At 51.8% G+C, this 24939-nt stretch carries 17 protein-coding genes; 10 read left to right on the top strand and 7 right to left on the bottom strand.

All coding sequences use genetic code 11. The features are described from left to right. The first annotated feature begins 7 nt into the window (after positions 1-7). From tgt to secD, 3 genes are all read left to right on the top strand, one after another. Entirely contained in the window at positions 8-1117 is a 1110-nt protein-coding gene (gene tgt, locus KIH39_RS05550; protein WP_213498269.1) for a tRNA guanosine(34) transglycosylase Tgt, read from the top strand. A 61-nt stretch (positions 1118-1178) separates the two neighbouring features. Then, positions 1179-1550, top strand: a complete 372-nt coding sequence (gene yajC / locus KIH39_RS05545) for a preprotein translocase subunit YajC (RefSeq protein WP_213498268.1) — start codon at positions 1179-1181, stop codon at positions 1548-1550. 112 nt (positions 1551-1662) lie between these two features. Further along, on the top strand, positions 1663-4941 hold the full coding sequence (gene secD, locus KIH39_RS05540) for a protein translocase subunit SecD (RefSeq protein ID WP_213498267.1): 3279 nt from the start codon (positions 1663-1665) through the stop codon (positions 4939-4941). A gap of 11 nt (positions 4942-4952) precedes the next feature. Here secD and KIH39_RS05535 read toward each other — a convergent pair whose 3' ends face one another. From KIH39_RS05535 to pheT, 3 genes are all read right to left on the bottom strand, one after another. Continuing rightward, the gene (locus tag KIH39_RS05535; protein WP_213498266.1) at positions 4953-6239 is read right to left on the bottom strand and encodes a glucose-1-phosphate adenylyltransferase; all 1287 of its coding nucleotides are present in this window, start codon (positions 6237-6239) and stop codon (positions 4953-4955) included. A gap of 69 nt (positions 6240-6308) precedes the next feature. Then, positions 6309-7715: a protoporphyrinogen oxidase gene (gene hemG, locus KIH39_RS05530; protein ID WP_213498265.1), complete on the bottom strand. Its 1407-nt coding sequence runs from the start codon at positions 7713-7715 to the stop codon at positions 6309-6311. After that, the gene (pheT, locus tag KIH39_RS05525; protein WP_213498264.1) at positions 7715-10228 is read right to left on the bottom strand and encodes a phenylalanine--tRNA ligase subunit beta; all 2514 of its coding nucleotides are present in this window, start codon (positions 10226-10228) and stop codon (positions 7715-7717) included. The genes hemG and pheT overlap by 1 nt, the downstream gene beginning before the upstream one ends. Positions 10229-10371: 143 nt before the next feature. On the opposite strand from pheT, the gene trpB reads away from it, so the two are divergent. From trpB to KIH39_RS05505, 4 genes are all read left to right on the top strand, one after another. Beyond that, positions 10372-11595, top strand: a complete 1224-nt coding sequence (gene trpB, locus KIH39_RS05520; RefSeq protein ID WP_213498263.1) for a tryptophan synthase subunit beta — start codon at positions 10372-10374, stop codon at positions 11593-11595. Further along, positions 11592-12410, top strand: coding sequence for a tryptophan synthase subunit alpha (gene trpA / locus KIH39_RS05515; protein ID WP_213498262.1), 819 nt, complete (start codon positions 11592-11594; stop codon positions 12408-12410). Before trpB ends, trpA begins: the two co-directional genes overlap by 4 nt. 70 nt (positions 12411-12480) lie before the next feature. Next, on the top strand, positions 12481-12987 hold the full coding sequence (locus tag KIH39_RS05510) for a hypothetical protein (RefSeq protein ID WP_213498261.1): 507 nt from the start codon (positions 12481-12483) through the stop codon (positions 12985-12987). A gap of 117 nt (positions 12988-13104) precedes the next feature. Next, positions 13105-13857 (top strand): protein-tyrosine phosphatase family protein, encoded by a 753-nt coding sequence (locus tag KIH39_RS05505; protein ID WP_213498260.1) that lies wholly within the window; start codon positions 13105-13107, stop codon positions 13855-13857. On the opposite strand, the gene mobA is transcribed toward KIH39_RS05505, so the two are convergent. Beyond that, entirely contained in the window at positions 13858-14469 is a 612-nt protein-coding gene (mobA, locus tag KIH39_RS05500) for a molybdenum cofactor guanylyltransferase (protein WP_213498259.1), read from the bottom strand. A gap of 66 nt (positions 14470-14535) precedes the next feature. Further along, positions 14536-15603 carry a DUF1559 family PulG-like putative transporter gene (locus tag KIH39_RS05495; protein WP_213498258.1) on the bottom strand — a complete coding sequence of 356 codons (1068 nt, stop codon included), beginning with the start codon at positions 15601-15603 and terminating at the stop codon, positions 14536-14538. Positions 15604-16161: 558 nt separating this feature from the next. Here KIH39_RS05495 and KIH39_RS05490 point away from each other — a divergent pair. Beyond that, positions 16162-17331 (top strand): sugar phosphate isomerase/epimerase family protein, encoded by a 1170-nt coding sequence (locus tag KIH39_RS05490; RefSeq protein WP_213498257.1) that lies wholly within the window; start codon positions 16162-16164, stop codon positions 17329-17331. Here the strand turns inward: KIH39_RS05490 and KIH39_RS05485 are convergent. Beyond that, entirely contained in the window at positions 17321-18508 is a 1188-nt protein-coding gene (locus KIH39_RS05485; RefSeq protein ID WP_213498256.1) for a hypothetical protein, read from the bottom strand. The two genes, KIH39_RS05490 and KIH39_RS05485, sit on opposite strands and share 11 nt — an antisense overlap. A gap of 212 nt (positions 18509-18720) precedes the next feature. Here KIH39_RS05485 and secA point away from each other — a divergent pair, with 212 nt between their 5' ends. Then, positions 18721-22437 (top strand): preprotein translocase subunit SecA, encoded by a 3717-nt coding sequence (gene secA / locus KIH39_RS05480; RefSeq protein WP_213498255.1) that lies wholly within the window; start codon positions 18721-18723, stop codon positions 22435-22437. Between the two features lie 37 nt (positions 22438-22474). Beyond that, on the top strand, positions 22475-23779 hold the full coding sequence (locus tag KIH39_RS05475; RefSeq protein ID WP_213498254.1) for a 3-deoxy-D-manno-octulosonic acid transferase: 1305 nt from the start codon (positions 22475-22477) through the stop codon (positions 23777-23779). Here KIH39_RS05475 and KIH39_RS05470 read toward each other — a convergent pair whose 3' ends face one another. Further along, positions 23780-24682 (bottom strand): Fpg/Nei family DNA glycosylase, encoded by a 903-nt coding sequence (locus KIH39_RS05470; RefSeq protein WP_213498253.1) that lies wholly within the window; start codon positions 24680-24682, stop codon positions 23780-23782. Positions 24683-24939 lie beyond the last annotated feature (257 nt).

The following is a 24939-nucleotide window of genomic DNA, read 5'->3' as shown; positions in this document are numbered from 1 at the left end:
CGCCCAAATGGAATTTAATTTCAAACTCCTCCATAAGAATGGACTAGCCCGACGCGGCGTGATGCAGACTCCCCACGGGTCGATTCAGACACCGGTTTTTATGCCGGTAGGTACCCAGGGAACGGTCAAGGGAATCACTCCCGAGCAACTCCACGCCCTCAATACCCAGATAATCTTGGGGAATACTTATCACCTGGCGTTACGGCCCGGCGATGATCTGGTGGCCGAACTCGGAGGATTACATCAATTCAATGGCTGGGATAAACCAATCCTGACCGACTCCGGGGGATTTCAAGTCTTCAGTCTCGCCGAAGTCCGGAAAATCAATGATGACGGTGCCAGATTCCGCTCGCATATCGATGGCAAATTATTGGAGCTGACTCCGGAACGAGCCGTTCAGATTCAGGAGAATTTGGGCTCAGATATTGCAATGGTTCTGGACGAGTGCCCCCCCGCCGATGCTCCGCTGGAAAAGATGCAGGATGCCGTACGACGTACGATTTTGTGGGCGAAACGGTGCCGGGATGCCCATGTTCGAAAGGATCAAGTTCTTTTTGCGATCGTCCAGGGCGGTATAAATCTTGGAGTTCGTGAGCAGTGTGCCCGCCACCTGGTCGACCTAGATTTTCCTGGTTATGCCCTCGGTGGATTCAGTGTCGGCGAGTCACCAGAATTAATGCACGCCGCGCTGCCCGACTGTGCCTCTTTTCTGCCGGAAAATAAACCTCGCTATTTGATGGGAGTTGGTCGCCCTCAGGATCTACTGGAAGGCGTAGCGGCAGGAATTGACATGTTTGACTGTGTTATGCCGACGCGAAACGGAAGAAATGGGCACGCCTTCACGCACGAAGGTCAGTTGAAATTGAAGAACGCACAGCATCGGCGAGATCCCCGACCCGTCATGTCCGATTGCGATTGTTACTGTTGCAAGAATTTTAGCCGGGCTTATCTGCATCATTTGTTCCATGCAAATGAGATGCTGGGGCCTACCCTCCTGTCCATTCATAATATCCGCTACTATCTGGCGTTGATGGAGCAGGCAGGACTTGCGATAGAAAATGGGACTTTTGGCGAGTATCGGGCCTCTTGCCTTGCCCGGTGGTCCAGCGGTATCTAGGATAGAGCTTTTACTGGATATTCCTGCTTTCCGAGCGAAAGCTCATGGTTCGAGTCGAAATATGAATATGCTCCAGGCGTTCTCCTTATTAGCAGACGCCGACCCCAATGCAGCGCAGCCGGCTGGTCCGCCCCCAGCCGCCAATATGATCATGTTGCTGTTGCCGCTGGGACTGTTCTTTTTCTTGATGGTCACTTCTTCCCGCAAGCAGAAGCAGACCATGCAGAACTTGCTTTCCAGCCTCAAAAAGAACGATAAGGTCGAAACCACTGCCGGAATCTTCGGGACCGTCGTCGCTCTGAAAGAGAACGAAGACGAGGTCACTCTTCGGACGGATGACACCAGTAATACTCGCATACGAGTTCGAAAAAGCTCGATCATCCGAATCATAGGTTCGGAAGAAGAACAGAAAGTCCTGGAAAACAAGACCTAAGTAACGGTTTAAGCAAAATAGAACGAGTGGACTCAGATGAGTCGGCTCGACTTCAAAATTGGTGAGTTTTTAATACGGATAGGAATCCTCTTTTTTCGGAAATCGGCCGAATATGCAACGGAATTTCAGTCGAAGAACCATACTCTGCCTCATCCCGCTCCTGATTGCGACCTTGTTGGTTGGTCGCGCCTACATGAAGTATCGCGACAGTGGGCAGGGCTTCAAACTAGGTATCGACCTGGTAGGCGGTACGATTCTGGTTTACGAACTGGATCAGACTGTCTCTAAGGCCGGTGAAGGATCGGCAGCTGATGTCGATATGAAGGAACTAGCCGCCGCTCTGAAGCGGCGTCTCGACCCCGCCGACTTGAAGAACGTAACGATTCGTCCAGTCGGCTCGGGTAAGAAACGCATTGAAATTATTCTGCCCACCGTTGCCAAACAATTTGGCGGCGATCAGTCAACGGGAGATGCCGACAGCAAAGTCGGTACCGGAAAGAAGAATCTGAATCAGGAAGAGATCGAAGAATTCAAAAAGCTGATTCAGGCGGTCGGAAGTCTTGAATTTCGAATGCTGGCTAACGATGCGGATACCGACGACAAGAAAGGGATTCAGGCAGCACAGGAATATCTCGAAAATCCCGCCAATAAAGATATCCTGGAGCGAGCTGCGATCGATGGTGTGCCTCCCCCGGGTCCATCTGCTCCGGATGGGGAATTCCTCGCTTTAAACGAACCAGCCACCTATAGCTGGGCTCCCATCGACGATCGCTATCGGACCTCCCTGGGTCTGCAAAACGCCAACGAAGGCAAGGGTGATCTTTGGATGAAAGTGGCCGAAGCGCGTAAAGAAGGCAAAGCTTATCTGCAAGTTAATCGGGGTAATGGCGATGAAGGAGAGGGACAAGTCTCTTCCATGCTGATTTACAGCCGGGAATGCAAGAGCTTGAAGCTCTCTCAGCAGCAGCGTGAAGAACGCAAATACGAATACTTCATTCTGACCCGATCCAGCGACTCACTCAAGGTGGGTGGTTCGGTGACAATTACTGCCCGCGAAGGTAACGGCTTCAGCAATAAAGGCCGCAACTTCCTCGAATTCACACTGAATTCCGCAGGGAGCAGCCAGTTCGCGAAATTGACCCGTAAGAACAAGCCCTCGGGCGACGCGACCGGCACCAAACAAATGCGTCAGTTCGCCATTATTCTCGACGGCCTGATCACATCCGCTCCCCAGATCAACTCGCCCATCACCGGTGGCAGCGGTATCATCGAAGTCGGTAGCATCAAGGATGTTCGGGAGATCGTTCAGATCTTGAAATCGGGTGCCCTGCCCGCTTCTTTGAAACCCCTTCCGGTCAGCGAAAATACGATCGGTGCCACCCTGGGTGAAGACACGATCAAGAGCGGTACCTGGGCCGTGTTTCTGGCCTTCGTGGCGGTTCTGATTTTCATGGTGATTTACTACCGCTTCGCCGGGCTGGTCGCCTCCCTCGCTCTCTTGGCAAACTTGTTACTGACTGTTGGCTTCATGGTTGCCGTCAACGCCACATTCACCCTGCCTGGTTTGGCCGGTCTGGTTCTTATGCTCGGGATGGCTGTGGACGCCAACGTTCTGATTTATGAACGCTTGCGGGAAGAACGAGATCGAGGGAACTCAATCGCCACAGCTCTTCGAAACGGTTATGATCGGGCGTTCCCGACAATTATCGATACCCACTTAAGTAGTATTTTCACGGCCATCGTGCTTTACACGGTGGGTAACGATCAGCTCAAAGGCTTTGGCGTCAGCTTGACCGCCGGCTTGATCATCAGTTTGTTCACTTCGCTCTTTATGACTCGATTGATTTTCGATTACTGCCTGCATCGGAATTGGCTCAAACAGCTTCGCATGCTGCGATTTTTCAGCAAGCCCAGCATTGATTTTATGGCCATCCGAAAATTAATGTTTACGGCAACTGCGATACTGACAATTTTGGGACTTGGGCTCTTCCTGGCGAGAGGCTCCAATGGTTTGAACGTCGACTTCGTCGGTGGTACGGCCTATGGTGGCCAATTCAAAACCGAGAAGTCGATATCGGAGCTTCGCCACCTTCTCAGCGATGAACGCCAGAAAACCCTACTGGCTATCGATTCTGTGAAAAGTGTTGAGGATCCCTCCGGCAAGTTTAAGAATATTTATGCCATCAAGTATAAAGATGGTTCCGAACAGCAGGTAACGCTGGCGAATCCGCCGTTGGGAGAAACTACGGAACAAAAAGAAGCCGCGGTCGCCAAGCGGGCAAGCCAATTGCCAGATTGGTCCGTGGAGCAAATTTTCCTGCAGTCTCAGTCGGGGAGCAATAGCCGGTACTTTACGGTCCGTACCACGGAAATGGAGCCGGAATTGGTGCAAATCGCTCTCGACCGACTTTGCCGCGAGGGCGATACCGCAGCCGGTGCCAGCTTGCTTCTAACGACCGACTTTACGATTACTCCCAAGGACAAACATTGGCTTCTGAACTTCATCGATCCGACCACCAAAGAGCCTGTCCCCACTTCTCCGAGTTTCGTGAAAACTCTTCTCGAACGAGAGTTTCGTACGAAGGCCCCGGAAGTCGGAAATGCCGATCTGATCGATGTTCGTGGGGAAGGCGCGGCCATTGAAGGTCGCTATACCACAATGCGATTCGACTTGGCCGACAATCCGATTGCTCGAAAGCTCAATGCCCAGGAAGTGGAATCACTCTTGAAGAGTGGTGAAGCGGCTTTCGCTTCGCGTCCTCAACCGGAACGTCTGGAAACATTCGATAGTACGCTGGCGGATGAAACCAAAAATCGAGCGGTCTACGCTATTCTGGCTAGCTGGCTAGCCATCTTGCTCTACCTGTGGTTCCGCTTCGGAAGCTGGACCTTTGGAGCCGCGGCCGTGATCTGCCTGATCCACGACCTCTGCTTCACCTTGGGTGCTATCGCGATTTGCTACTACGTGCACGATACGGCCTTCGGCAAACTGCTGGGTCTCAAAGACTTCAAGATCGACCTGCCGGCCGTCGCAGCCTTGCTGACCCTAGTAGGTTACTCGGTCAATGATACTATCGTTGTGTTCGATCGAATTCGCGAAGTGCGCGGCAAAAACCCCAAGTTAACCGAGCAAATGATCAATGACAGTGTAAACCAGACACTATCGCGAACTTTGCTGGCCTCGTTGACGACTTGGCTGGTGGTTATCGTGCTCTATGCCTTCGGCGGCGACGGGGTGCACCTGTTCGCGTTTGTGATGGTTATTGGCGTTATCGTGGGAACTTACTCATCGATTTACATCGCCAGCCCGCTGCTGTTGATTTTCGGGGAAGGTGTTGAACCGGAAACGCAGGCTACTCGAGCTTTAGCAGCCGCGGCTGCTAAAGCCTAAAGTTTGAATTATCAAATCACGGTACCATCGGGGATAATCGATCCCCGGGGTACCACGACTATGCCGTCTCGAATCGAATAGAGTTCAGAATCGAACTCCATAATCTCTTTTTCGTTCAAGATTTTCACATTCCGCCCAATCCGACAATCTTTATCCAATATAGCCCGGTGAATGATCGCCCCATCGCCAATGTTGAAATCTGGAATTCCCTTCCGGCGATTGACCTCACGTTCTGCGTCCGATTCGAAGCGATCCGAGCCGATGATTACGGAGTCTTTGATGATTGCATTACGTCCGACCCGGCTTCGAACTCCCAGTAAACTATGTTCAATTTTTGCCCCGGGAAGAATTACGCTGCCATCGCTGATCATGCAGGACTTCAATTCTGCCTCCATGATTCGCGAGGGGGGCAAAAATCGCATTCGCGTGAAGATTATTCCCTGCGCCGAGTGAAAATCGAACGGTGGCTTTTCGCTCGCCAGCGCCAAGGAAGCTTCATGGTAGGATTTGATGGTCCCCACATCTTCCCAGTAGCCGTCGAAAAGATGAACGTTTATTCGTCGAGTCGGATAATCGCGCGGGAATATTTCCTTCCCGAAGTCGGTCGCCAGAGGTTTTGTATCTAGCATCTCCAACAGCGCTTGCTTCTTGAAGATGTAGATACCCATGCTGGCCAGATAGTTCCGGCCATTGCAGCGAATTCCGCGTTTTTCGATCCAGTCCGATTCGACGTAGAAGGGCTTGAGTTGCTCGGCGGTCTGAGGTTTCTCGACGAACCCGACAATTCGCCCTTCTTCGTTAGTTCTCACGATGCCCAAGCCACCGACTGTATCCGATCCAACGGGTAATACTGCCAAAGTGACATCGGCATCGGACTTATGGTGCGTGGTCAGCATCTCGCCGAAATCCATTCGGTAAAGCTGATCACCCGCCAGAATGATGCAATCCTGGCAGGGATCCTGAATAATCTGCCGGTAATTTTGGCGAATAGCGTCGGCCGTTCCCTGATACCAGTGAGAGCCTTCATTGGTTTGCTGGGCCGCCAGGATCTCCACGAAGCCATTACCGAACATATCGAACTTGTACGTCTGAGCGATATGTTTGTGAAGGCTGACGCTGAGATACTGGGTCAAGACGTATATGCGGTTGTAACCGCTATTGATGCAGTTACTGATAGGTATATCGATCAGGCGATATTTCCCGGCGACGGGTACCGCGGGTTTGCTGCGAAGTTTCGTGAGCGGATACAAACGCTGACCGCGTCCGCCCCCCAGGATTAAACACAAAACGGAGCGCATGAGAAGCCTCAAGGAGAGTAGTACCAAACCTTGGGCATCCTATCACAAAAGGATCGCGAATGGCCAAGGTCAAATTTTCATTTTATCAGGGGTACGAAGATACATGGTAATTTGTTCCGCCAGATACGTCGCATCCTCTGTACAATCATTGATCGCAACGCCGCGGAATGCATTTCCGCCCAAAAATAGGCCCGAATGAGCGTGCGATAGCTCCATTATGGTGCTAATTTTCTTCGAGTGCCCGACGCGGTACTGCGGGATGGCCTTGGGCCAGCGGACGATCTTTTGAAACACGGGAGCTTCGGTTACGCCCATCGATATTTTCAATTCGCTCAATACAGCCGAAAGCAGCTTCTCGTCCGGCCAATCTACTATTTCAGGTCGATTCCAACCGCCGCAGAGAACCCGCCATAAGGAAGTCCCCTCGTTCGCACGCCCCGGATATATGGAGGAGCACCATTGAACGCCGACGATATCCCGTTTCAAGGACTGGGGGGAGATGAAGCCGAAGCCGTCGGTGGGAAATTGTGTCGGTATGCCTCGGAATCCTAAGGCCGCAACTGCGATACGGTTATAAGGAATTTCATTAAGTTCCTGGCTGAGCTTTTGATCGATCTTTTCGAGAATTTTAGCCTGCGCGTAGGCCGGGCAGGTTAGGACTACGCTATCGAAGCTTCGCGCTTCACCCTTATTGACGACGATTCTCCATTCGCCATCAAGCTTTTCCAATTTTTGAATATCGGCGTTCAGCACCAGTTCATCGCGAAAAACCTCGGCGAGTTTTTCAATCAGAACTCTTAAGCCGTCTCGAAATCCCCACATCCGAGGTGGGCCCGGGGGTTGCTCTCCTCTGGAAAGGGCTTCCGTTTTTTTCAGTCGGCGATTCTTTTTCATCCCCCCCAGCACACTGCCGCTATCTTTTTCCCAGATTGCCAGTCGGGGGAACGCCGATTTGACACTTAAAACCTTGGGATCGCCGCCATGGATGCCCGTTACCATCGCATCCGCAACAATATTGGCTATTTCATCCCCTACCCTGCGCCGGGCAAACGCATCGACTGTTTCATCCTCGGTTGTAGCCTGATTTCTGCGATATTTCTCGGTTAGCAGAAGCCATTTCGACTTTGAAGACAGTAAGCGTGAACCGAGAAAGGATAGTAACGAATTGGGGAGCGCCTGGAGACGACCATTCCAGAAAATGTAGCGATTTTTTCGCGCTCCTTCGCTGGCCGATATCAGCTTATCTGTCAGTCCCAATTCTCGGCAAAGATCTCGAGTAGAGGTCTTACTGTCTAGAAATCCGTTTGGGCCCATTTCCACCAGAAAACCGTCCTGGCGTTCCGACCAGATATTGCCACCCGGCCGAGAATTTTTCTCAAAGATACGGATGGCCGCATCCGGCAACCGTTTGCGGATCTGCCAGGCCAGACTCAATCCACTGATTCCAGCCCCTACAATTGCTATCCTTTGCGCCATTATGCATCCTTGCCTCGGATGGCGGCCTTCAGAACATGGCGAAGTCGGTCTTCGATCTTCTTATGGGCTTTTTCGATCTCTTTTTCGGAGAGGGTGCGATCGTCGGCTTGATAGGCCAGAGAATAAGCCAGGCTCTTCTTACCCTGGGGAATGGTATCCCCTTTGTAAAGATCGAATAAACGAACTTCCTTCAGAAGATCACCTCCCGCAGCCAAAATTTCCTTGGAAATCGCTTCGTTGGCTAGAGAATCATCCACCAGCACTGCCACATCCCGCAGAGCGGCCGGGAAGCGCGGCACCGGGGTAAAGGCGAAACGCTCAGGAACCACTGAGAACAATGATTCAAGATTGATTTCGGCCACCAGAATGGATCGGTCCGCCAGATCGAAATGCGCGGCAACCTTAGGATGGAGCTCTCCGAAAAATCCGACGATTTGGTCCTGAATTGTAATCCGCGCGGAGCGGCCGGGGTGCAACCAGTTGACCTCTTTTGCCGAGCCAAATTCAGCTCGCGGAGTGTGGAAGCCGAGAAGAAGGGATTCCACCACCCCTTTTAGATCGAAAAAGTCAAGCAGTGTGGGTTTCTGCCCCTGAGGATCGTCCCAGGAAGCGAGGGAACGCCGGCCAGTCATCACGAGTGCCAACTGTCGGGATTCCTTGGGGAGAGCTTCGCCGGGTTGGGGAACGTAGGTCAAGCCGATCTCATAAAGACGTACTGTATCTCGATTTCGAAGGTTTAGTGCCGCGTTGTCGAGGACGCTGGCCAAAATCGATTGACGCATCACATCCCGTTCGGCACTGATGGGATTCAGTAGTTCCACATAGGGAGCTTGCGACGCGACAAGGGGAGATTCTTTGGCTTTGGTGGTGAGAGAATAATTGATTACTTCTCGTAACCCGGAAAGCGCCAGTGTGTCCCTGGCCAGTTCTTCCAGGTAACGCGGCCGATCGAATCGCTGCGAGGGTAATTCCCCGGAAAGTAGCGTCATTGGCAGCCGATCATATCCGTAGACGCGGGCAACTTCTTCGATGAGATCGGCGGCTCCGGCTTGCACATCCAGTCGAAACGGAGGCACTACGACGGTCCAGCCGTCTTGAACTTCGGTGATTTGGAATTCTAAGGCACGCAGAATCCGAGTGACTTCCGCCGAGGGCACATCAATGCCTAAAAGCCGCTTGATCTGATCCTGCTTGAGCGTAATTTTCTGCTCCGGGAGCGGAGCGGGATAAGCTTCCACGAAGCCGGAAAGCACTTGGCCGCCGGCATATTTCTGGAATAGTTCACAAGCTCGAAGGGCAGCAAATTCCACCAAGTCCGGATGAATTCCCTTGCTGTATCGAGTGCTGGCGTCGTTGAAGATGTTGAATTGTTTGCTGGTTTTTCGAATGGAAACGAAATCGAAATTCGCCGCTTCCAACAGGACATTCTTTGTCTTGCCCGTAACTTCGGTATCCTGCCCACCCATTACCCCGGCGAGAGCAATCGGTCCCTGATTATCCGCAATGACCAGGTTCTCAGCCGTGAGTTCTCTTTTCACACCATCCAAGGTGACAAGAACTTCGCCCGCTTTGGCAGCTCTAACCGTGATATGAGGTACTTTACCGCCTGCCCTTTCCAGCAGAACATCGTAATCGAAGGCGTGTAACGGTTGTCCGGTCTCCATCAGCACGTAGTTGGTGATATCCACCACGTTGCTGATGACTTTCACGCCACTGTATTGCAGCCGTCGTTGCATCCAGCCGGGAGAAGAACCGATTTGAACATTTCGAATAATTCTTGCCTGATAGCGGGCCGATTTCTTCCCATCTTCAATTGAAACTTGAACCTTTCCGGTGATGCTCTCCTGGCTGGATTCGACCTTTGGCTTAGGCAAGCAAACTGTTTTTCCAGTCAGAGCGGCCACTTCACGGGCAAAACCGATGAGAGATAAACAGCGGGCCATGTTGGGAAGGACGTCCACTTCCAGTACAGCATCCCCCATGAAATCCATCAGCGGAACACCAACTGGGGCATCACTTTCCAAAAGAATGATTCCATCGTGATCGTCGTGAATTCCGAGTTCATAAGCCGAGCAAACCATCGAATCGCTCGGGACACCTCGCAGTTGAGTCGGCTTCAATTCCGCTAATACTTTGGGAGTTGCATGGCCATCGAAGAGGACCGAACCGGTCAGTGCCAGAATGACTTTCTGCCCTTTTTCTCCGACAGCAATATTCGGGGCCCCGGTCACTACCTGTTTGGGAGTACCCGTACCCATATCCAGCATGACCAGTTTCAGTTTGTCGGCATTGGGGTGTTTTTCGATGCTTAAAACCTGGGCCGTCAGAATTTTATCGCGAGCCCAGACTGGTCCTTTTTCCTCTATCTTTACGCGCAAGTTCGGCGGTATGTCGAGTCCGAAAAAGCGGACGTTAGCAACCTCAAGTCCTGCTATGGTCAAGCGTTCGACGAGATTGGCCACATCGGAATCAACTTCCACATAATCGCGCAACCAGCGTAAGGAAACTTTCATCGTGATCCATCCCACTTATTCATTCATACAGAATCGATTATGTTACCGGATTCGAGAGGTCTTGGCAGGACTACTAATAGAGGGCATTGAATTCTCGATCTTAATCCCGAAGAATAACCCTCGCACCCGGATAAGGAATAGATATGACCGTTCAATCTCCTGACTTCACGGCGACTTCGGCCGTACCCAACTCGCGAGGCCGATTTGGCCCCTATGGCGGGCAATACGTCCCAGAAACCTTGATGTTCGCACTGGAACAGTTGACCGCGGCCTACACTCAGGTTCGGGGGGACAGGGAATTTCAGGCCGAATTTAAGCGACTGCTTCACGATTACGTGGGCCGTCCTTCCCGGCTCTATCTTGCAGAACGGCTGACCCGGGAAGCGGGAGGAGCCCGCATCTACCTGAAACGGGAAGACCTGAACCATACGGGCGCCCACAAGATCAATAACGCGATCGGCCAAGCGCTGCTTGCGAAGCGAATGGGCAAAAAACGCATAATCGCAGAGACCGGAGCAGGTCAGCATGGTGTGGCCAGTGCGACGGCGGCGGCTTTGTTCGGCTTAACCTGCCGAGTCTATATGGGTTCGGAGGATATCCGTCGGCAGGAATTGAATGTCTTTCGCATGCGAGCCATGGGAACCGAGGTGTATCCTGTCAATTCCGGCAGTAAAACCTTAAAAGATGCCACCAACGAAGCGATGCGGGAGTGGATGTCCTCGGTCGAACACACTCATTACATCATTGGCAGCGCGATTGGCCCCCACCCTTTCCCCATGATGGTTCGCGATTTTCAAGCTTGTATCGGGATAGAGACCAAAGAACAGGCTCTGGCACAAATCGGCCGATTGCCCGATGTTGTAGTAGCCTGTGTGGGCGGCGGTAGCAATTCGGCCGGGATGTTTCATCCATTCGTCGACGACTCTAGCGTAGAGTTGGTCGGCGTTGAAGCCGGCGGCCGAAATTCGCAATACGGAGAGCACGCGGCCACGATTAGTTATGGTCAGCCAGGGGTCCTTCACGGCACTTACACTTATGTTCTTCAGGACGATGACGGACAGACCGCTCCGGTGCATTCGATTTCCGCCGGTCTGGACTACCCGGGTGTTGGTCCAGAACATAGCTACTGGAAAGACACCAAGCGGGTCCATTATTGCAGCGTCGATGACGACCGAGCCCTGAAGGCCTTTTCACTCTGTTCCCGACTGGAAGGGATTCTTCCGGCCCTGGAAACTGCCCATGCCCTAGTCACGACCATGGATATTGCATCCAAACGCAAAAAGGAGGATGTAGTGATCCTTTGCTTCTCAGGACGTGGCGATAAGGATTGTGCCGAAGTGGCGCGGCTTCAAGCGGAGCGTGCATGAACCCGATTGACTCTCTTTTTCAAGAACTGAAAAAAAGCCAGCGTAAAGCGTTCATACCATTCATCACGGCCGGGGATCCCAATTTGGAGATCACCGGAAAGTTAATCCTGAGCTTGGCCGGTTCAGGTGCGGATATTATTGAAATTGGCTTCCCTTTTAGCGATCCGGTCGCCGATGGTCCAGTAATTCAGGCATCGTATACTCGCGCTTTGAGCCATGGTTTGAAGATCGATGAGATTCTGAAAACCGTTCACGAGGTCACTTCGAACTCTGCACACAAGCTGCCCCCCATCGTCGGGATGGTTTCCTACAGCATCATCCACCGAAAAAATACCGAGAAGTTTTTGCTCCATTGCAAGGCGTCTGGCTTATCCGGATTGATAGTACCCGATATGCCTGTGGAAGAAACTGAATCGATCGCGGCGTTGGCTCGGCAAATCGATCTGAAGCTGATTCTGCTTGTGACGCCGACGACTTCCGACGAAAGAATCCAGAAGATAGGGCAGATTTCGTCGGGCTTTCTTTACTGCGTGAGTTTAGTCGGCATTACGGGCGAGCGGGCAGAATTGCCAGAAACCATCAAGGAATATCTGTCGAAGCTGCGCCGACTAACCACGCTTCCGTTATGCGTGGGCTTCGGGGTGAGTCGAAAAGAACAAGTTCAGATGCTCCGCGATGAAGTGGATGGTGTGATCGTCGGGAGTGCGATCGTTCGTCTCATGGAAAAAATCGACCCCCACAATTCAGGCCCGGGTATAAAGGCCGTGTCGGAAGTTGTGATGGAATTGTCGCAGGCCCTGAATGGTCCACATTAAATCTGTGATTTGCCCGATTCCCATTCGCAAACTACAGTTTCAAAAGTTTGTCGGAGAATCAGGAAGAATCATGGATTCGCTTTTCGCCATTTCGGGACATCTTAACCGCACTCTATTTTCGAACGATTGTCTCAAGGCACTCGAGGAGGCCCGGCACGCCGCCCGCCTGGGAGGCTGGGATAATCTTCGGACCCCTCATCTGTTCATCGGGATACTACTCCAGGCGGATCAGACCATTAAACTATGGGCGGAATATTCCAAGATAGATGTTCGAAACCTCGGTGAGCAGTTACGACTGATGTTCAAAGAAAGTGACCGCCCTCGGGCAGATGCGCCTCCACTCCATCGGGAATTCTGCTCCAATGGCGTCATTAAAATGCTGCAAGGATCTCTGGAAAGAATGCGATCTCAAAATCGCACAATCATACACTCGTCTGATATTGCTGTGATGGTCCTTTCTGATGTGGAGTCGGTTGTCTACCAGACCCTGAAAGAGTCAGGGATGAATTGCCGAGACCTTTACACTTTGCTCGAAACGGCCGAGCGGGATCAGAATTCTTCAACGAGTCTTGCGTAATCGCTCTAATCGCTACTCTTTTCCGCAATTCGAACTTCCCAGATAGGCATTGTCGTCAATTCCGCTCTTACGCTGAAAATTCCGACTTAAAATGAATTGTTCTCCAGGAGTGACGCCATGCGATATTTAGCCTATTTGATGATTTTGCTGGGACTTAGCCTTAGTAACGGCTGTTCGAGTTGCTGTAAGAAGAAGAGTTGCGATTCCCTGCCGCCGGTCCCTCGCGGCAGCAGCGGTAATCCGAACTATATTCCTCCGGCCAATATCAGCCCGGAGCGATCCTACTACTCCCCAAATGAAGTTATTCTTCCGGATAACCAGAGAGCTCCCGCGCGGGTTGAAGAAAAGAGCCGATCGCAATCTTCCCCACTGCCTCCAAAGCAGGAATCCATTGCGAACAAGCTTCCCGCCACCGATATGCCTTTGGGTATTCCTGATTTCACCAGCATCAAAGAAGGCATATGGACCGGCCAGCGACCCGATTTCGACGGCCTGGATTGGCTGAAGCGAAAGAACGTTCAACAAGTCGTTTTTCTGCGAACCAGCGCGGACGACGAGTTGGCGGATCGTCAACAGGTGGAAAAACGGGGCATTGCCTTTGAAAGTCTTGTAGTTCAAGCAGATACATTGAACGAAGACCTATACCGGAAGTTTGAAAAACTCGTCAAAGGTCCGAAACCGGTATTCGTTTACGATCGAACTGGCGCTCAAAAGGGTTATTTGTGGTACATCTATTTCCGATCGAGCGAACTGTTGCCCGCCGATGTTGCCAAGATTCGCGCTGAGAGATTAGGTTATGCCGATAGTGGAGCGTTGGGTAACGCGGAAATGGCTGCGGCCGCTCAGAAGGTGATCGATACTACCAAGTAGTTATTTTTCCTCGCCCATTAGCTTTAATGCAGTCTCGTACTCCTCGCGTGAGTTGAGGTTCATAAAGCCTCTCAAAAGCGGATCGAATCGCCGAATTTCATTTTCCTCGACAATATCCAATTCCACTTGTGCGAGAAAATCGGTCATTCGAAGCTGCCCCAGCTTCAGAGATTCCTCCAGTATTGGCAATACACTTTTATCGTATCGGCCATGTAGGGGCTGCAATCTTCCTTCGATTCGCGGCACGATCACGGCCTGCTCTTTAGACTTGTCTGCTAAAAAATCGATTAATTGCGGTTTTAAAAAAGGAGTATCACAGCCGCAGAGGAATAGGCGGTCAAAGTCGTGAGATAAAGTTCTGAGGGAGGTGAATAAGCCTCGCAGCGGCCCCTCAAACGCTCGCTCATCACGAAGAATTGTTACATTGGGTGAAAGTGTGGGAAGATCCTGCTCGGGCGCGGCGACTACATAGATCTTTTGCACGATGGAACTGCTCGCAATTCGAATGGCCCTTTGAAGACAAGTTTCGTCCCCGAAAGAGAGCCAGGCTTTGGAGCTTCCCATGCGTCGGCTTTGACCGCCGCACAGAATTGCAGCTGCTAATTTATTCATAGTAAAAAAACAAAGCCTTCCATTTCAGGAAGGCTTTTTCGGCTTGATTCTATCGAATTCGCGCGATTACGAATCCAGATTATTGGTCACCCCGTCCGAAGGATCGAGAGCAAACCACCATACATAGGGAGATACCGTATTACGCACAGATCGCACCCCACCATCCCCCATCAGAACTGTGATGCCTGAAGCGTAGGGTGTTCCCGCTCGGTAAGGATCGCAAGCCGAGGTCGAGGTATAGGGATTGGGCTGATTTTGAAACATCACCAGACTGTTAGGATCGCCACCACCGTTATATGAGGGCATTTCTCCGTATACGAAAGGAGGACCAGTAACGCCAGGATTACCGTTGACAACCCCCCAGGCAATGATGGGAGCAAACAATGGAGAAAACGTTCCGCCTGTAGACGCCGAGCCACCATTAATACCGGTCCAGCGGCTGCCGCCCGCACCGCATTGACCATATTTTTCCGCGAACAGAATTGTGTTCGAACTGCCGTCTTGAATGCCGGCAATCGTTAAACCGCGATCGTAAGTGTTGGACGAGGGACCAACGTTATTCTGGTCGATCAGGCCTCGAATGTTATTGATAACACCCGTATTCGCAAAGACTTGTGCATTGGCCGCGTAGCTGGAAATCGCAAATCCGAAAGAGTCCTTGCCGGAGGATTGGCTCGGGTCGGACGGACCGACGTAGATAGGAATCGTCGTTGCGTAGGCCGCGGGAGTATTTGCGGTAGCCATATAGAATCCGGGAGAGCCGGGATTGGCTTGGATGTAAATTGACTTGTACAAGTTCCCCTGCTCGATGTAAGGGAGCAGGAACATGTGGGTGGTACCAAGGACAGAAGATTGGGAAACTGAACCACCTTGGAACCAGGTAAAGTTCGCACCCTGATTCAACCCACCACCGATCAGTGGCGGCAATTTTTGGTAATTGCTTTCGTAATTATGAACTGCCAAGCCGATTTGCTTCAGATTATTCATGCTTTTGGCACGAGCGGCTGCCTCGCGGACCTTCTGGACTGCCGGCAAGAGCAGGCCGATCAGTACTGCGATGATCGCAATCACCACCAGAAGTTCGATCAGCGTGAAACCGCGCCGACCCTTCTTGATAGACTCAACTAAACGCATGAGGCACCCCAGATCACATGAATTCCATCTCGTTTAGCCGGAGAAGGATAACGGCACGAGTATTTCCAATCCGGGTCTGATAGTAGGCTACAATTGAAGCAAGACCGCTCTGCAGGCAGGACCCGAATCCCATTCTGAATTAACGACTCCTTTATTTTTCGCACTTTTCCCCGGGACTGTCAAATGAAAAAGAATGGCTCTGGAGTGAGAAATTCGAAGGAAATTGAGAATAAAATCCCGGTTCTCTTCCGCGACAGTGAAGTGTAAGCGCTCAGCAAGTGCTCAATTCTCATGGAATACTACATGAATTTCTCTTAATAAGCGAAATGGTGACCTAGATTTGCGTTTCTGGAATCCAACAAATCGATTTACCAATTAAGCCGTCGAGCTTCTGAATTTTTCTTTTTCACTGGTAAGCTACGGACATCTGGTCGATCTGCATTTTGATCTCGCTCCGCGAAAAATCTTGCTTTTATTTAACAGTGTCTTGTGCCGGTCCAGCCTTGTATAACTACAACCAACTTCAATATCTCTCTCCCGGAAAACAGGATAAAATTCATGGGATTTAAACAAACTGCTCAACATCGTAATGGCAAAAACAGCTTCCATCAGATCGGCCTCGTCCGAGGGCAGTTCGGTAATGTGAACTTTACCGAATGGGTCAAATTCCTGCAATCCAGCGGATTTGATGGTTGGGAAGAAGCGAGTTGGGAACTCGACTTACGCAAATGCGACACCGATGAAGGTGCTGCAGCCTACGCCAAAGAACGCGCCGAACTGGCGAAGGCTCACGGGTTGGAAATCTTCACGGTCGCCACTCACCTTCAAGGTCAGGCACTTGGGGATGAACCAAGCGCGAAAACTCTGCAATTCATTGGTGGAGATGCCGTAAAGGCTTACTCGGAATGGCGTTCCAAAGGAAATACACCTCCTAAAGCCGACCCCTACTACGTACCGGCGGAGGTTGGAAAACTGATCCACCAGCAAGCCGAACGGGACCTGTTGGCTTGCGTGCGATTGGCCGCTCATCTCAGCAAATTATTCAACCGCAAGGTCGCGTTACCTGGATTCGTGGGCTCCCCGGCCAATTGCTGGAGTCACTGGTTCCTCTTCCCGCCCCTACCCTCCGAGATCGGCGGACACAAGATTCGGGACGTACGAGAGGTCAGCCTGGAACTGCTGGTCGAACGATTCAAGAAGGTTTTCGATCTCTGCAAGCAGACCGGTGTGACCTTCGATCTCGAATGTCACCCGAGCGAACGGGCCATGGGCGACATAGAATCCGCTCACGATTACCTCAAGGCGATGGATAAAGCGGGATATGAAAGCGTCTGCGGTTTTAACCTCGACGGCTCGCATATGGAATGGCAGAACGTTTCCGTGATAGACTTCATTCGGGAGTTCAAAGACCGCATTCACTGTGCCCACGTCAAAGGGGTCTGGGTGGCCCCGGAGCATTGCCGCGGCGGCCGATTAGGAGGGCATCGCCCGATGGGTCACTGGACCAATGGCTGGAATTTCGTCACCGCGGGCAGCATGCGAGATGCGAACAGCCTGGAAGAAATCTTCATCGAACTGAATCGCATAGGCTACGATGGAGCTGTCAGCATCGAGTGGGAAGATAACGACGCCGAGCAGCACGCGGGAGCCCAGGCAGCCCTGGCGGCCTGCCGACAGAGCGATATTCCTCCCAGTGGAATGCGCCACGACGAAATGCTCAAGGCTTAATGACTGGCTTCTCCGCCGACTTTAGGCTGATTAATCTTTGCATGAAGATCCCGATGATTTCGGGATCGAAATCCAGCTTGAGAAAGACAGCTTTACCCCCGCCGCCGATCTGAATTTTGCCGGGTTTATCGCTGAAACGGGCCATCAGATCTTTCCGCCAGTTTTCCGCGGTTTGCTCCTGGCGAGCCATTACAGATAAGCTCGCTCGAGGTGAGTTTTCTGTGTCGAGCCCGATTGTCAGAGAATCGAGTTGCTGCCGGAGCGTCTTAGCTTCGGGACGAGCATCGCTCAACATCAGGGTCCCGCTTTCCGGCAATCGGCTGAAATCCATAGTTAACCAGGCATGCATATCTTCCGTGCAAAATGCTTCGATGCGGGAGCGCAGCCGGTTGGAGATATGATTGGAATTGGCTTTCGCTTTTTCCGGAAACAAGTCCAGATCTTTTTCATCGAGCGCGACTAAAAAGTATTTGTCGACCGGCTTCCACCCGACAAACCAAAGACCTGAAGGCCCTTGGAACCTCAGATAATCCCGCTTCGTCTGATCCAGATATCGACCGCGCGACTCGCGGATGATCTTGTCTTCATCGATGGGCTCTTTAACGTGCAGTACCAGAAAGACTTGCGGCGGTATCAAATGCTCGTCGATTTTTACAGCCAGCACCAATTCCAGAATGTTCGACCATTCTGTCTGCAAACTTTGAGGAATGGAATTCAACCAATCCCCGGGGAGGCTGGCCCCGCGCACCATGGTCGCTACGGCATTGGAAAATTCTTCGTTTTTCGGCATGTGCTGCAGTTGGACGGCCAAAATGCCATCCAGGTCCGACGGCAGAAATCGCAAAGCAGGTATTTTCAGTGGGGCATACGGCGTGGTTTGCGTCGAAGCTTCAGTTTCTTTGGCAATTTTTTTGGAGAAATACCAACGATATGCGACGCCGCCGATGAAGCTGATCATGGCGAAGCCGACGCACAGAATGACGGTGGAACGAATCGACATCATCCCCCGAACCTGACGCATCTGCCGATGGGTGAGAACGTTTTTCTTAAGTTCACTACTGACGATTTTCTGGGGGGCAGCTTGGGTGCCAGCAAAGGTTTCCCCACACTTACCGCATATATTTCGACTGCCGGCCTGCTCATGAGGACCGGGGCTGTGACAGAAAGGACAGTTCATGCGATTCCTTCATATTTCCAATACATCTCACAATGAATTGTAGGCGAAGGACCTTCTGAAGCGATAATTCCAACAAACTTAGTCCTGTAAGAATTAACGACGAAAAAAACCAAGCTCCCCAGTCTGTATTGACCGTCATTCGGGCCAATCTTAGACTGAGAGTTACGAAGGATCATAAAAGCCCACTTAATCCGCGGAGGCGGCAAAACTGGATGGTGACTGCTAGCACTAATCTCGACGTTGGCGTGCTCGAAAAAATCGGAGAGAAATTCTCCAATTTGGCCGAAGGCGCCACCCGACTACTCACTCGGATGCTGGGCTCCAGCAATGAACGCCAGGTACGGGCCATCGGTTTTTATCGTCCGAAGGGGGCGGATCAGGCTCAAGTCATTCCGGGCTCGACCCTTTCGAAAATCAATGCCTTCGAATCCCAGATGGAAGCCCTGAGCGCGGAGGAACTCCGCGGCCTATCCGACAAGTTTCGGGAGCGACTCAAAGCGGGTCAATCTCTCGAGGATATCCTTCCCGAAGCTTTTGCGGCCTGCCGGGAAGCTGCCAAACGTACCAAGAATATGCGTCATTACGACACCCAGATGGTCGGGGGTGTCATCCTGCATCGGGGCGGTATCGCCGAGATGGTAACCGGGGAAGGTAAAACCCTGGTTGCCACCCTACCCGCTTACTTGAATGCACTATCGGGGGAAGGTGTTCACGTTATCACGGTGAACGACTATCTGGCCCGCCGCGACTGCGAATGGATGTTGCCTATCTATTCCGCTTTGGGACTCACCGCCGGTTATATTCAGAGCGATCAGGAAGCGACCGAACGCCGTAAGGCGTACGAGTGCGACATCACTTACGGTACGAACAGTGAATTCGGGTTCGATTATCTCCGGGATAATATGAAGCCGGCGCGATTCGGGGACGAAACCTATCATCCCTTCTATCAGCAGGTTCAACGAAAGCTCAATTACGCGATCATCGATGAGGTCGACAATATTCTCATCGACGAAGCCCGAACGCCGTTGATTATCTCAGGCCCCGCTCACTCCGATCTGGAAAAGTACGTTCAGGCCAACGAAATTGCGCTCAAATTGTCGGAACTGGAAAAGAAAGAACGCGCGGAACTCGCTGCTAAGGGTATTAAACTCGAAGAGCAACCGGTTAAGCAGGGGGAAAAACCCCAACTCGGGATCTACTACGAAATCAAGGAGAAGGAACGAAGCTGCCATCTTACCGATAAGGGTGTCCGAAAAGCCGAAGAACTGGCTGGTGTCGAGAGTTTCTACACCCCGGGCAACATGGAATGGCCTCACCTGATCGATAATGCACTCAAGGCCCATCATCTCTATCAGCGCGATCGCCATTACATGGTCATGGAGCATGAACGGGAACTGAAAATCATCATCATCGATGAGTTTACCGGTCGTGCCATGTTCGGTCGGCAGTGGTCGGATGGTCTGCACCAGGCTGTGGAAGCCAAACATCGCCGCGATGGTGTTGAGATCAAACAGGAAACGCAAACACTTGCCACTGTTACACTTCAGAACTTCTTCAAGCTTTATAAAAAGCTGGGCGGTATGACTGGTACCGCCATGACGGAAGCAAACGAATTCTGGAAGATTTACAAGCTCGACGTCGTAGCGATTCCGACGAATCGGGCCATGAAGCGCATCAATTACCAGGACGTGGTTTTCCGTTCCGAAAAAGAAAAATGGGACGCCATCATCAATGAAATTGAAACGGTGCATGCCACCGGTCGCCCCATTCTGATCGGGACCACCGATGTGGCCAAATCGGAAAAACTCAGTGGCTTGCTTAAGCGAAAAGGCATCAAGCACGAATTGCTGAATGCCAAGCCCGAATACGTCCAGCGCGAAGCTGAGATAGTGGCTCAAGCCGGTCGTGCCGGAGCGGTGACGATTTCAACGAACATGGCAGGACGCGGTACCGACATCATTCTGGGGGGCAATCCAGAAACGCTGGCCTGGGCTCAGCTTAAGGATCAGTATCCCACCCGTCTGGAAGTTCCCGAAGATGTTTGGAAGTCCCGGGTCGATGCCATTGAGTCCGAACACAAAATGAAGGAAGCCGGTCGCAAAGTGGCCGAGGAAGGTGGCCTGCATATCGTTGGCACCGAACGACACGAAAGCCGTCGAATTGACAATCAGCTACGAGGTCGAGCCGGCCGCCAGGGAGATCCCGGTTCCTCCCGCTTCTTCCTTTCCCTCCAAGACGAACTCATGCGTCTCTACGGCGGCGAATGGGTCGCCAGCGTGCTCACGCGACTGGGCATGAAGGATGGCGAGGCCATCGAAAGCCGTATGGTGTCCAAGCGCATCGAAGCGGCACAGCGGAAGCTCGAAGAGTCGCATTTTGAAGCCCGTAAAAGCCTTCTCGAATACGACGAGGTGATGGATACCCAGCGCAAGCTGATCTACGGCCGTCGTCAGGAAATTTTGAATCATCGCAACTGCAAAACGGAGTTGCTGCGGATGTTCGATTCGCAGGTCGAAAAAGCGGTGAATCGCTATTTGGCCCCCGATTACTCCGCCGAGAGTTTTAGAGATTTTGCTTCGACCCGCATGAATCTCGAATTCGAAGAGAACGAATTCCTCAATGCCAACTACGAGGACGCGGTTCGGGTCACCCGGGAAAAAGCTTACCGCAATGTACCTACGGTCATTCAGGAAGGCCTGGATGAAAATCTCGCGGAAAACGATGACCCGGCCGATTGGAAATGGCAGGAAATGACCCGCCTGATCAACACTCGGCTGCTGCTGAATTACACCGAAAAGCAGCTCAAACAGATTGGCCGCGAGAATATTCAGCAAGTCGTTCTGGCTGAGGCCAATCGGGCTGTGGAGCAAGTCGACCTTAGTGAAGGTGAAAAATTCCTACGCGGGGATTGGGGCCACATCTCCCTGATCGACTGGGCACAGCAGAAATTCCAGGTGTCGCTCGATCTGTCGGATTTGAAAAACAAATCAGACGCCGATGTGAAAGTGCTCTTGTCCGATAAAGTTCGTGAATCTTACCGGCAACGGGAAATTGCCTTCCCGATTATGGTGGCATTGGCGAGTTTCATGTCCGACACGGGAAGTCAGGGACAGCGCTATAACCGTGAAGGGATCTTCGAATGGGCCATTAAGCGAATGCCCTCCCAGGCCTCGAAAGTCACGGTCGAACTCTTCCGCGATGGGAGTAAGGAAGACATTCGGAAATTCCTGCTCGAATGCAGTGCCGAACATATGCCCAAACTTCCCCAGGAAGAGATCGACAAGAAACTCGAAGAAGCCATGTCCGGCTCGGAAGTTTGCGAGCCCGCGGATGCTCAGGAACTTGTGGACTGGTTTAAAGAATCGTATTCCATCCAGATTCCGCCGGAGTCGATTGCCGGACAGAAACGCGACGAAGCTCGGCAAAACCTTTGGAACGTCTTCGATCAAATCTATCGACCGGAAATGCGTCGCATGGAGCGTATGATGCTCCTGGATATGATCGACAGTTCCTGGAAATCCCATCTATTGACGATGGACCACCTGAGGGCGGGGATCAGCCTCTGGAGTTATGCTCAGATCGATCCGAAGACCAAGTACAAGCAGGATGGGATGAAGCAGTTCGAACAGATGCTCGAATTGCTCGAAGAGCGAGTTTGCGAAACTGTGTTCCGCCTGGAAGATGCTCCTGAAGAGCAGATGCACGAGGCTCTGTGGGCCGGAGCAACCGCTACCCATGCTTCCGTGCAGGCCTTCGCACCCGTTCGCGAGACTCCCACTCCCAATGAAATGTCCACGAATCGGGAAGTTACCAAGAAGAGCGAGCCGATCCGCAATACTGCTCCCAAAGTCGGTAGAAATGATCCGTGCCCTTGTGGAAGCGGCAAGAAGTATAAAAACTGCCACATGAAGCTCAACTCCCCCAGTTGAGCCGATGGTTAGGTAAATACGGCAGGAATGGATTCCCATGCCAATTATTTTGAACGCGATTTACGGCCTGCTTCTATTAATTGCTTTGCCAGCATTGGCTTGGCGATCCTGGAAGACAGGCCGTTATCGTCGGCATCTCCGAGCTAAACTCGTCGGCACTCACTTACCTGTGAAATCCCTTGCAAAGCCGATTTGGTTTCATGGGGTTTCGGTCGGGGAAATCCACCTCCTTCGTACTGTGGTCGCCGCTTTTCAAAAACGACATCCACAGATTCCTTTGATAATCTCGTCTACAACTGATACGGGATTAGCCGAAGCCCGCAAGTGTTTTCCAGACATTCCCGTCCTGGCATGGCCTTTCGATTTCTCCTGGGCCGTAAATCGAACGTTACGATCACTAACCCCTCAAGTAGTGATTCTGGCGGAGAGCGAACTATGGCCGAACTTCCTCCATGCGGCGAACCGTATGCAGATTCCGGTGCTGGTTGTCAATGGCCGCATGTCACCCCGTTCCACGCGTCGGGTGCGTAAGTTCGCCCGTCTGGTCAAGCCGCTTTTGTATAATCGGGTCGGTAGATTCCTAATGCAAACGGAGGAGTACGCCGCCAATTTAGTTTCCATCGGGATTCCCGCCATAAAGATAACTGTGACGGGTTCTGTGAAATACGATGGAGCTTTGAAAATCTTATCGAATAGTGCGTCCCTTGGTCTCAGGGACATACTGGGTATCTCCGAAGAGGAGACTGTTCTCGTAGCCGGCAGCACGCATGCTCCTGAGGAGGAAATCCTCTTGGCCGGATATAGAAATCTCAAGTCGGAATTCCCCAATCTTCGCTTAGTCCTCGTACCGCGTAGCCCCGAACGATTTGAAGCTGTGGCCAACTTGGTGAACGCATTTCAGCTGCCGTTGGTGCGTCGCAGTTGCGGACTTAAGAGTGAATCCAATGAGGAAGTGATACTCATTGATACCCTGGGAGAACTTTCGGCGGTCTGGGGTTTTGCTCATCTGGGCTATGTCGGCGGCTCTTTCGACGGCCAGCGTGGCGGTCAAAGTATGATCGAACCGGCAGGCTACGGTGTGCCCACGTTATTTGGGCCTCATATTTGGAATTTTCGGGATACGGTTCAACGACTTCTCGCGTGCGGCGGTGCCATAAAATTGGAAAGTCCTGACGGGTTAGAAACCCAGTTGCGGCAGTGGCTGCAAAATCCCGAGTTGCGAATTTCCGCAGGTAAGGCCGCCCGCGCCCTGATCGAATCGCAGCAGGGAGCCACTCAAAAAACCATCGACGAAATCGAACGATATTGCGAGTCGAATCCAGCCCGACGACAAGCCGCTTGATCAGGGGAGCTTTGGTTTTCGAATCTCTTCCCACTCTTCCACTGATCGCGGCCAGTCGTCCTTCAGCAATTTGGAAAGTGCCCGATCTGCCAGTACCTTTCCCTGCGTTTGGCACTCAGGACAGTAATTGGTTTCATTCTCCGAATAGACGATACGCTGAACCGGTGTGCCACATTTCGGACAAGGTAATTTAAAGCGGCCGTGTACCGCCATGTCGGGCCGAAAAGCTGTGACTTTGGTGGGAAATCCGTCGCCGACTTCCTGCCGCAATTTGGAAAGAAAACGCTGCATCACCGCCTGAGTCGACTGGAATAACCGTTCACATTCAGCATCCGTTAATAGACTGGTCCAAGTTAAAGGAGAAAGCATCGCATGGTGCAAAATCTCATCGGAGTAAGCATTCCCGATGCCGCTGAAAATGCGAGGGTTGGTTAGGGATCGCTTCACTGTGTGATTGGAGGATCGAAGCGCCCGAGTGAAATCTTCAACTGTAGAATCGAAGATTTCCAAGCCACCTGGCTGATGCTCAAGAAGTTGAGTTTCCGCACGAGCGGTGTGCAGCGAAGCCCGGCGTTTAGTGCCGGCTTCCGTAAGAATCAGGGTCCCGCCGTCGAAATCAAAACAGGCCAATCCCATTCGGCCCGCGGGTCGAACCGATTTCCATTGCAGCCGACCGGCGATCATCAGATGCAGAATCAGGAACAGTTCTCCTTCGAACTGAAAAACGATTCTTTTCCCCAATCTGCGAAATCGCTGGACAATACGCCCTTCAAACTCTTCCAAAGGGGGCTCCACGTTCCGTAGTAGAAAAGGGCTATGGATACGAATTTTCTGTAGGGCTTTGCCAACGAGGTGCCGTTCCAGCGATTCGATATAAACCACTATGTCGGGCAATTCAGGCATATCCGAGTCTCATATCGGCTACCGTATTAGGAATGGTTTCATTCTAAGCAGTCGCTAGAAGTCGAATAGCAGGCACTAGACAGAGGTATCAACCAATCTATCTGATGTACATACGAACTAATTAATATCAAACCATTTCATTTGGCACTTATTTAAAGTAATTTTTACTAAACTCACTACATTGCAATGATATTTAGACAACTTTTATACACATCTCTGATTAAGAATTTAGGTCACATTGGCACAGATCGTTATTA

The organism is Telmatocola sphagniphila (assembly GCF_018398935.1).
Classification (GTDB): domain Bacteria; phylum Planctomycetota; class Planctomycetia; order Gemmatales; family Gemmataceae; genus Telmatocola; species Telmatocola sphagniphila.
Note: the sequence above shows the minus strand (reverse complement) of the source record. Positions and strands in the feature narration are given on the sequence as shown.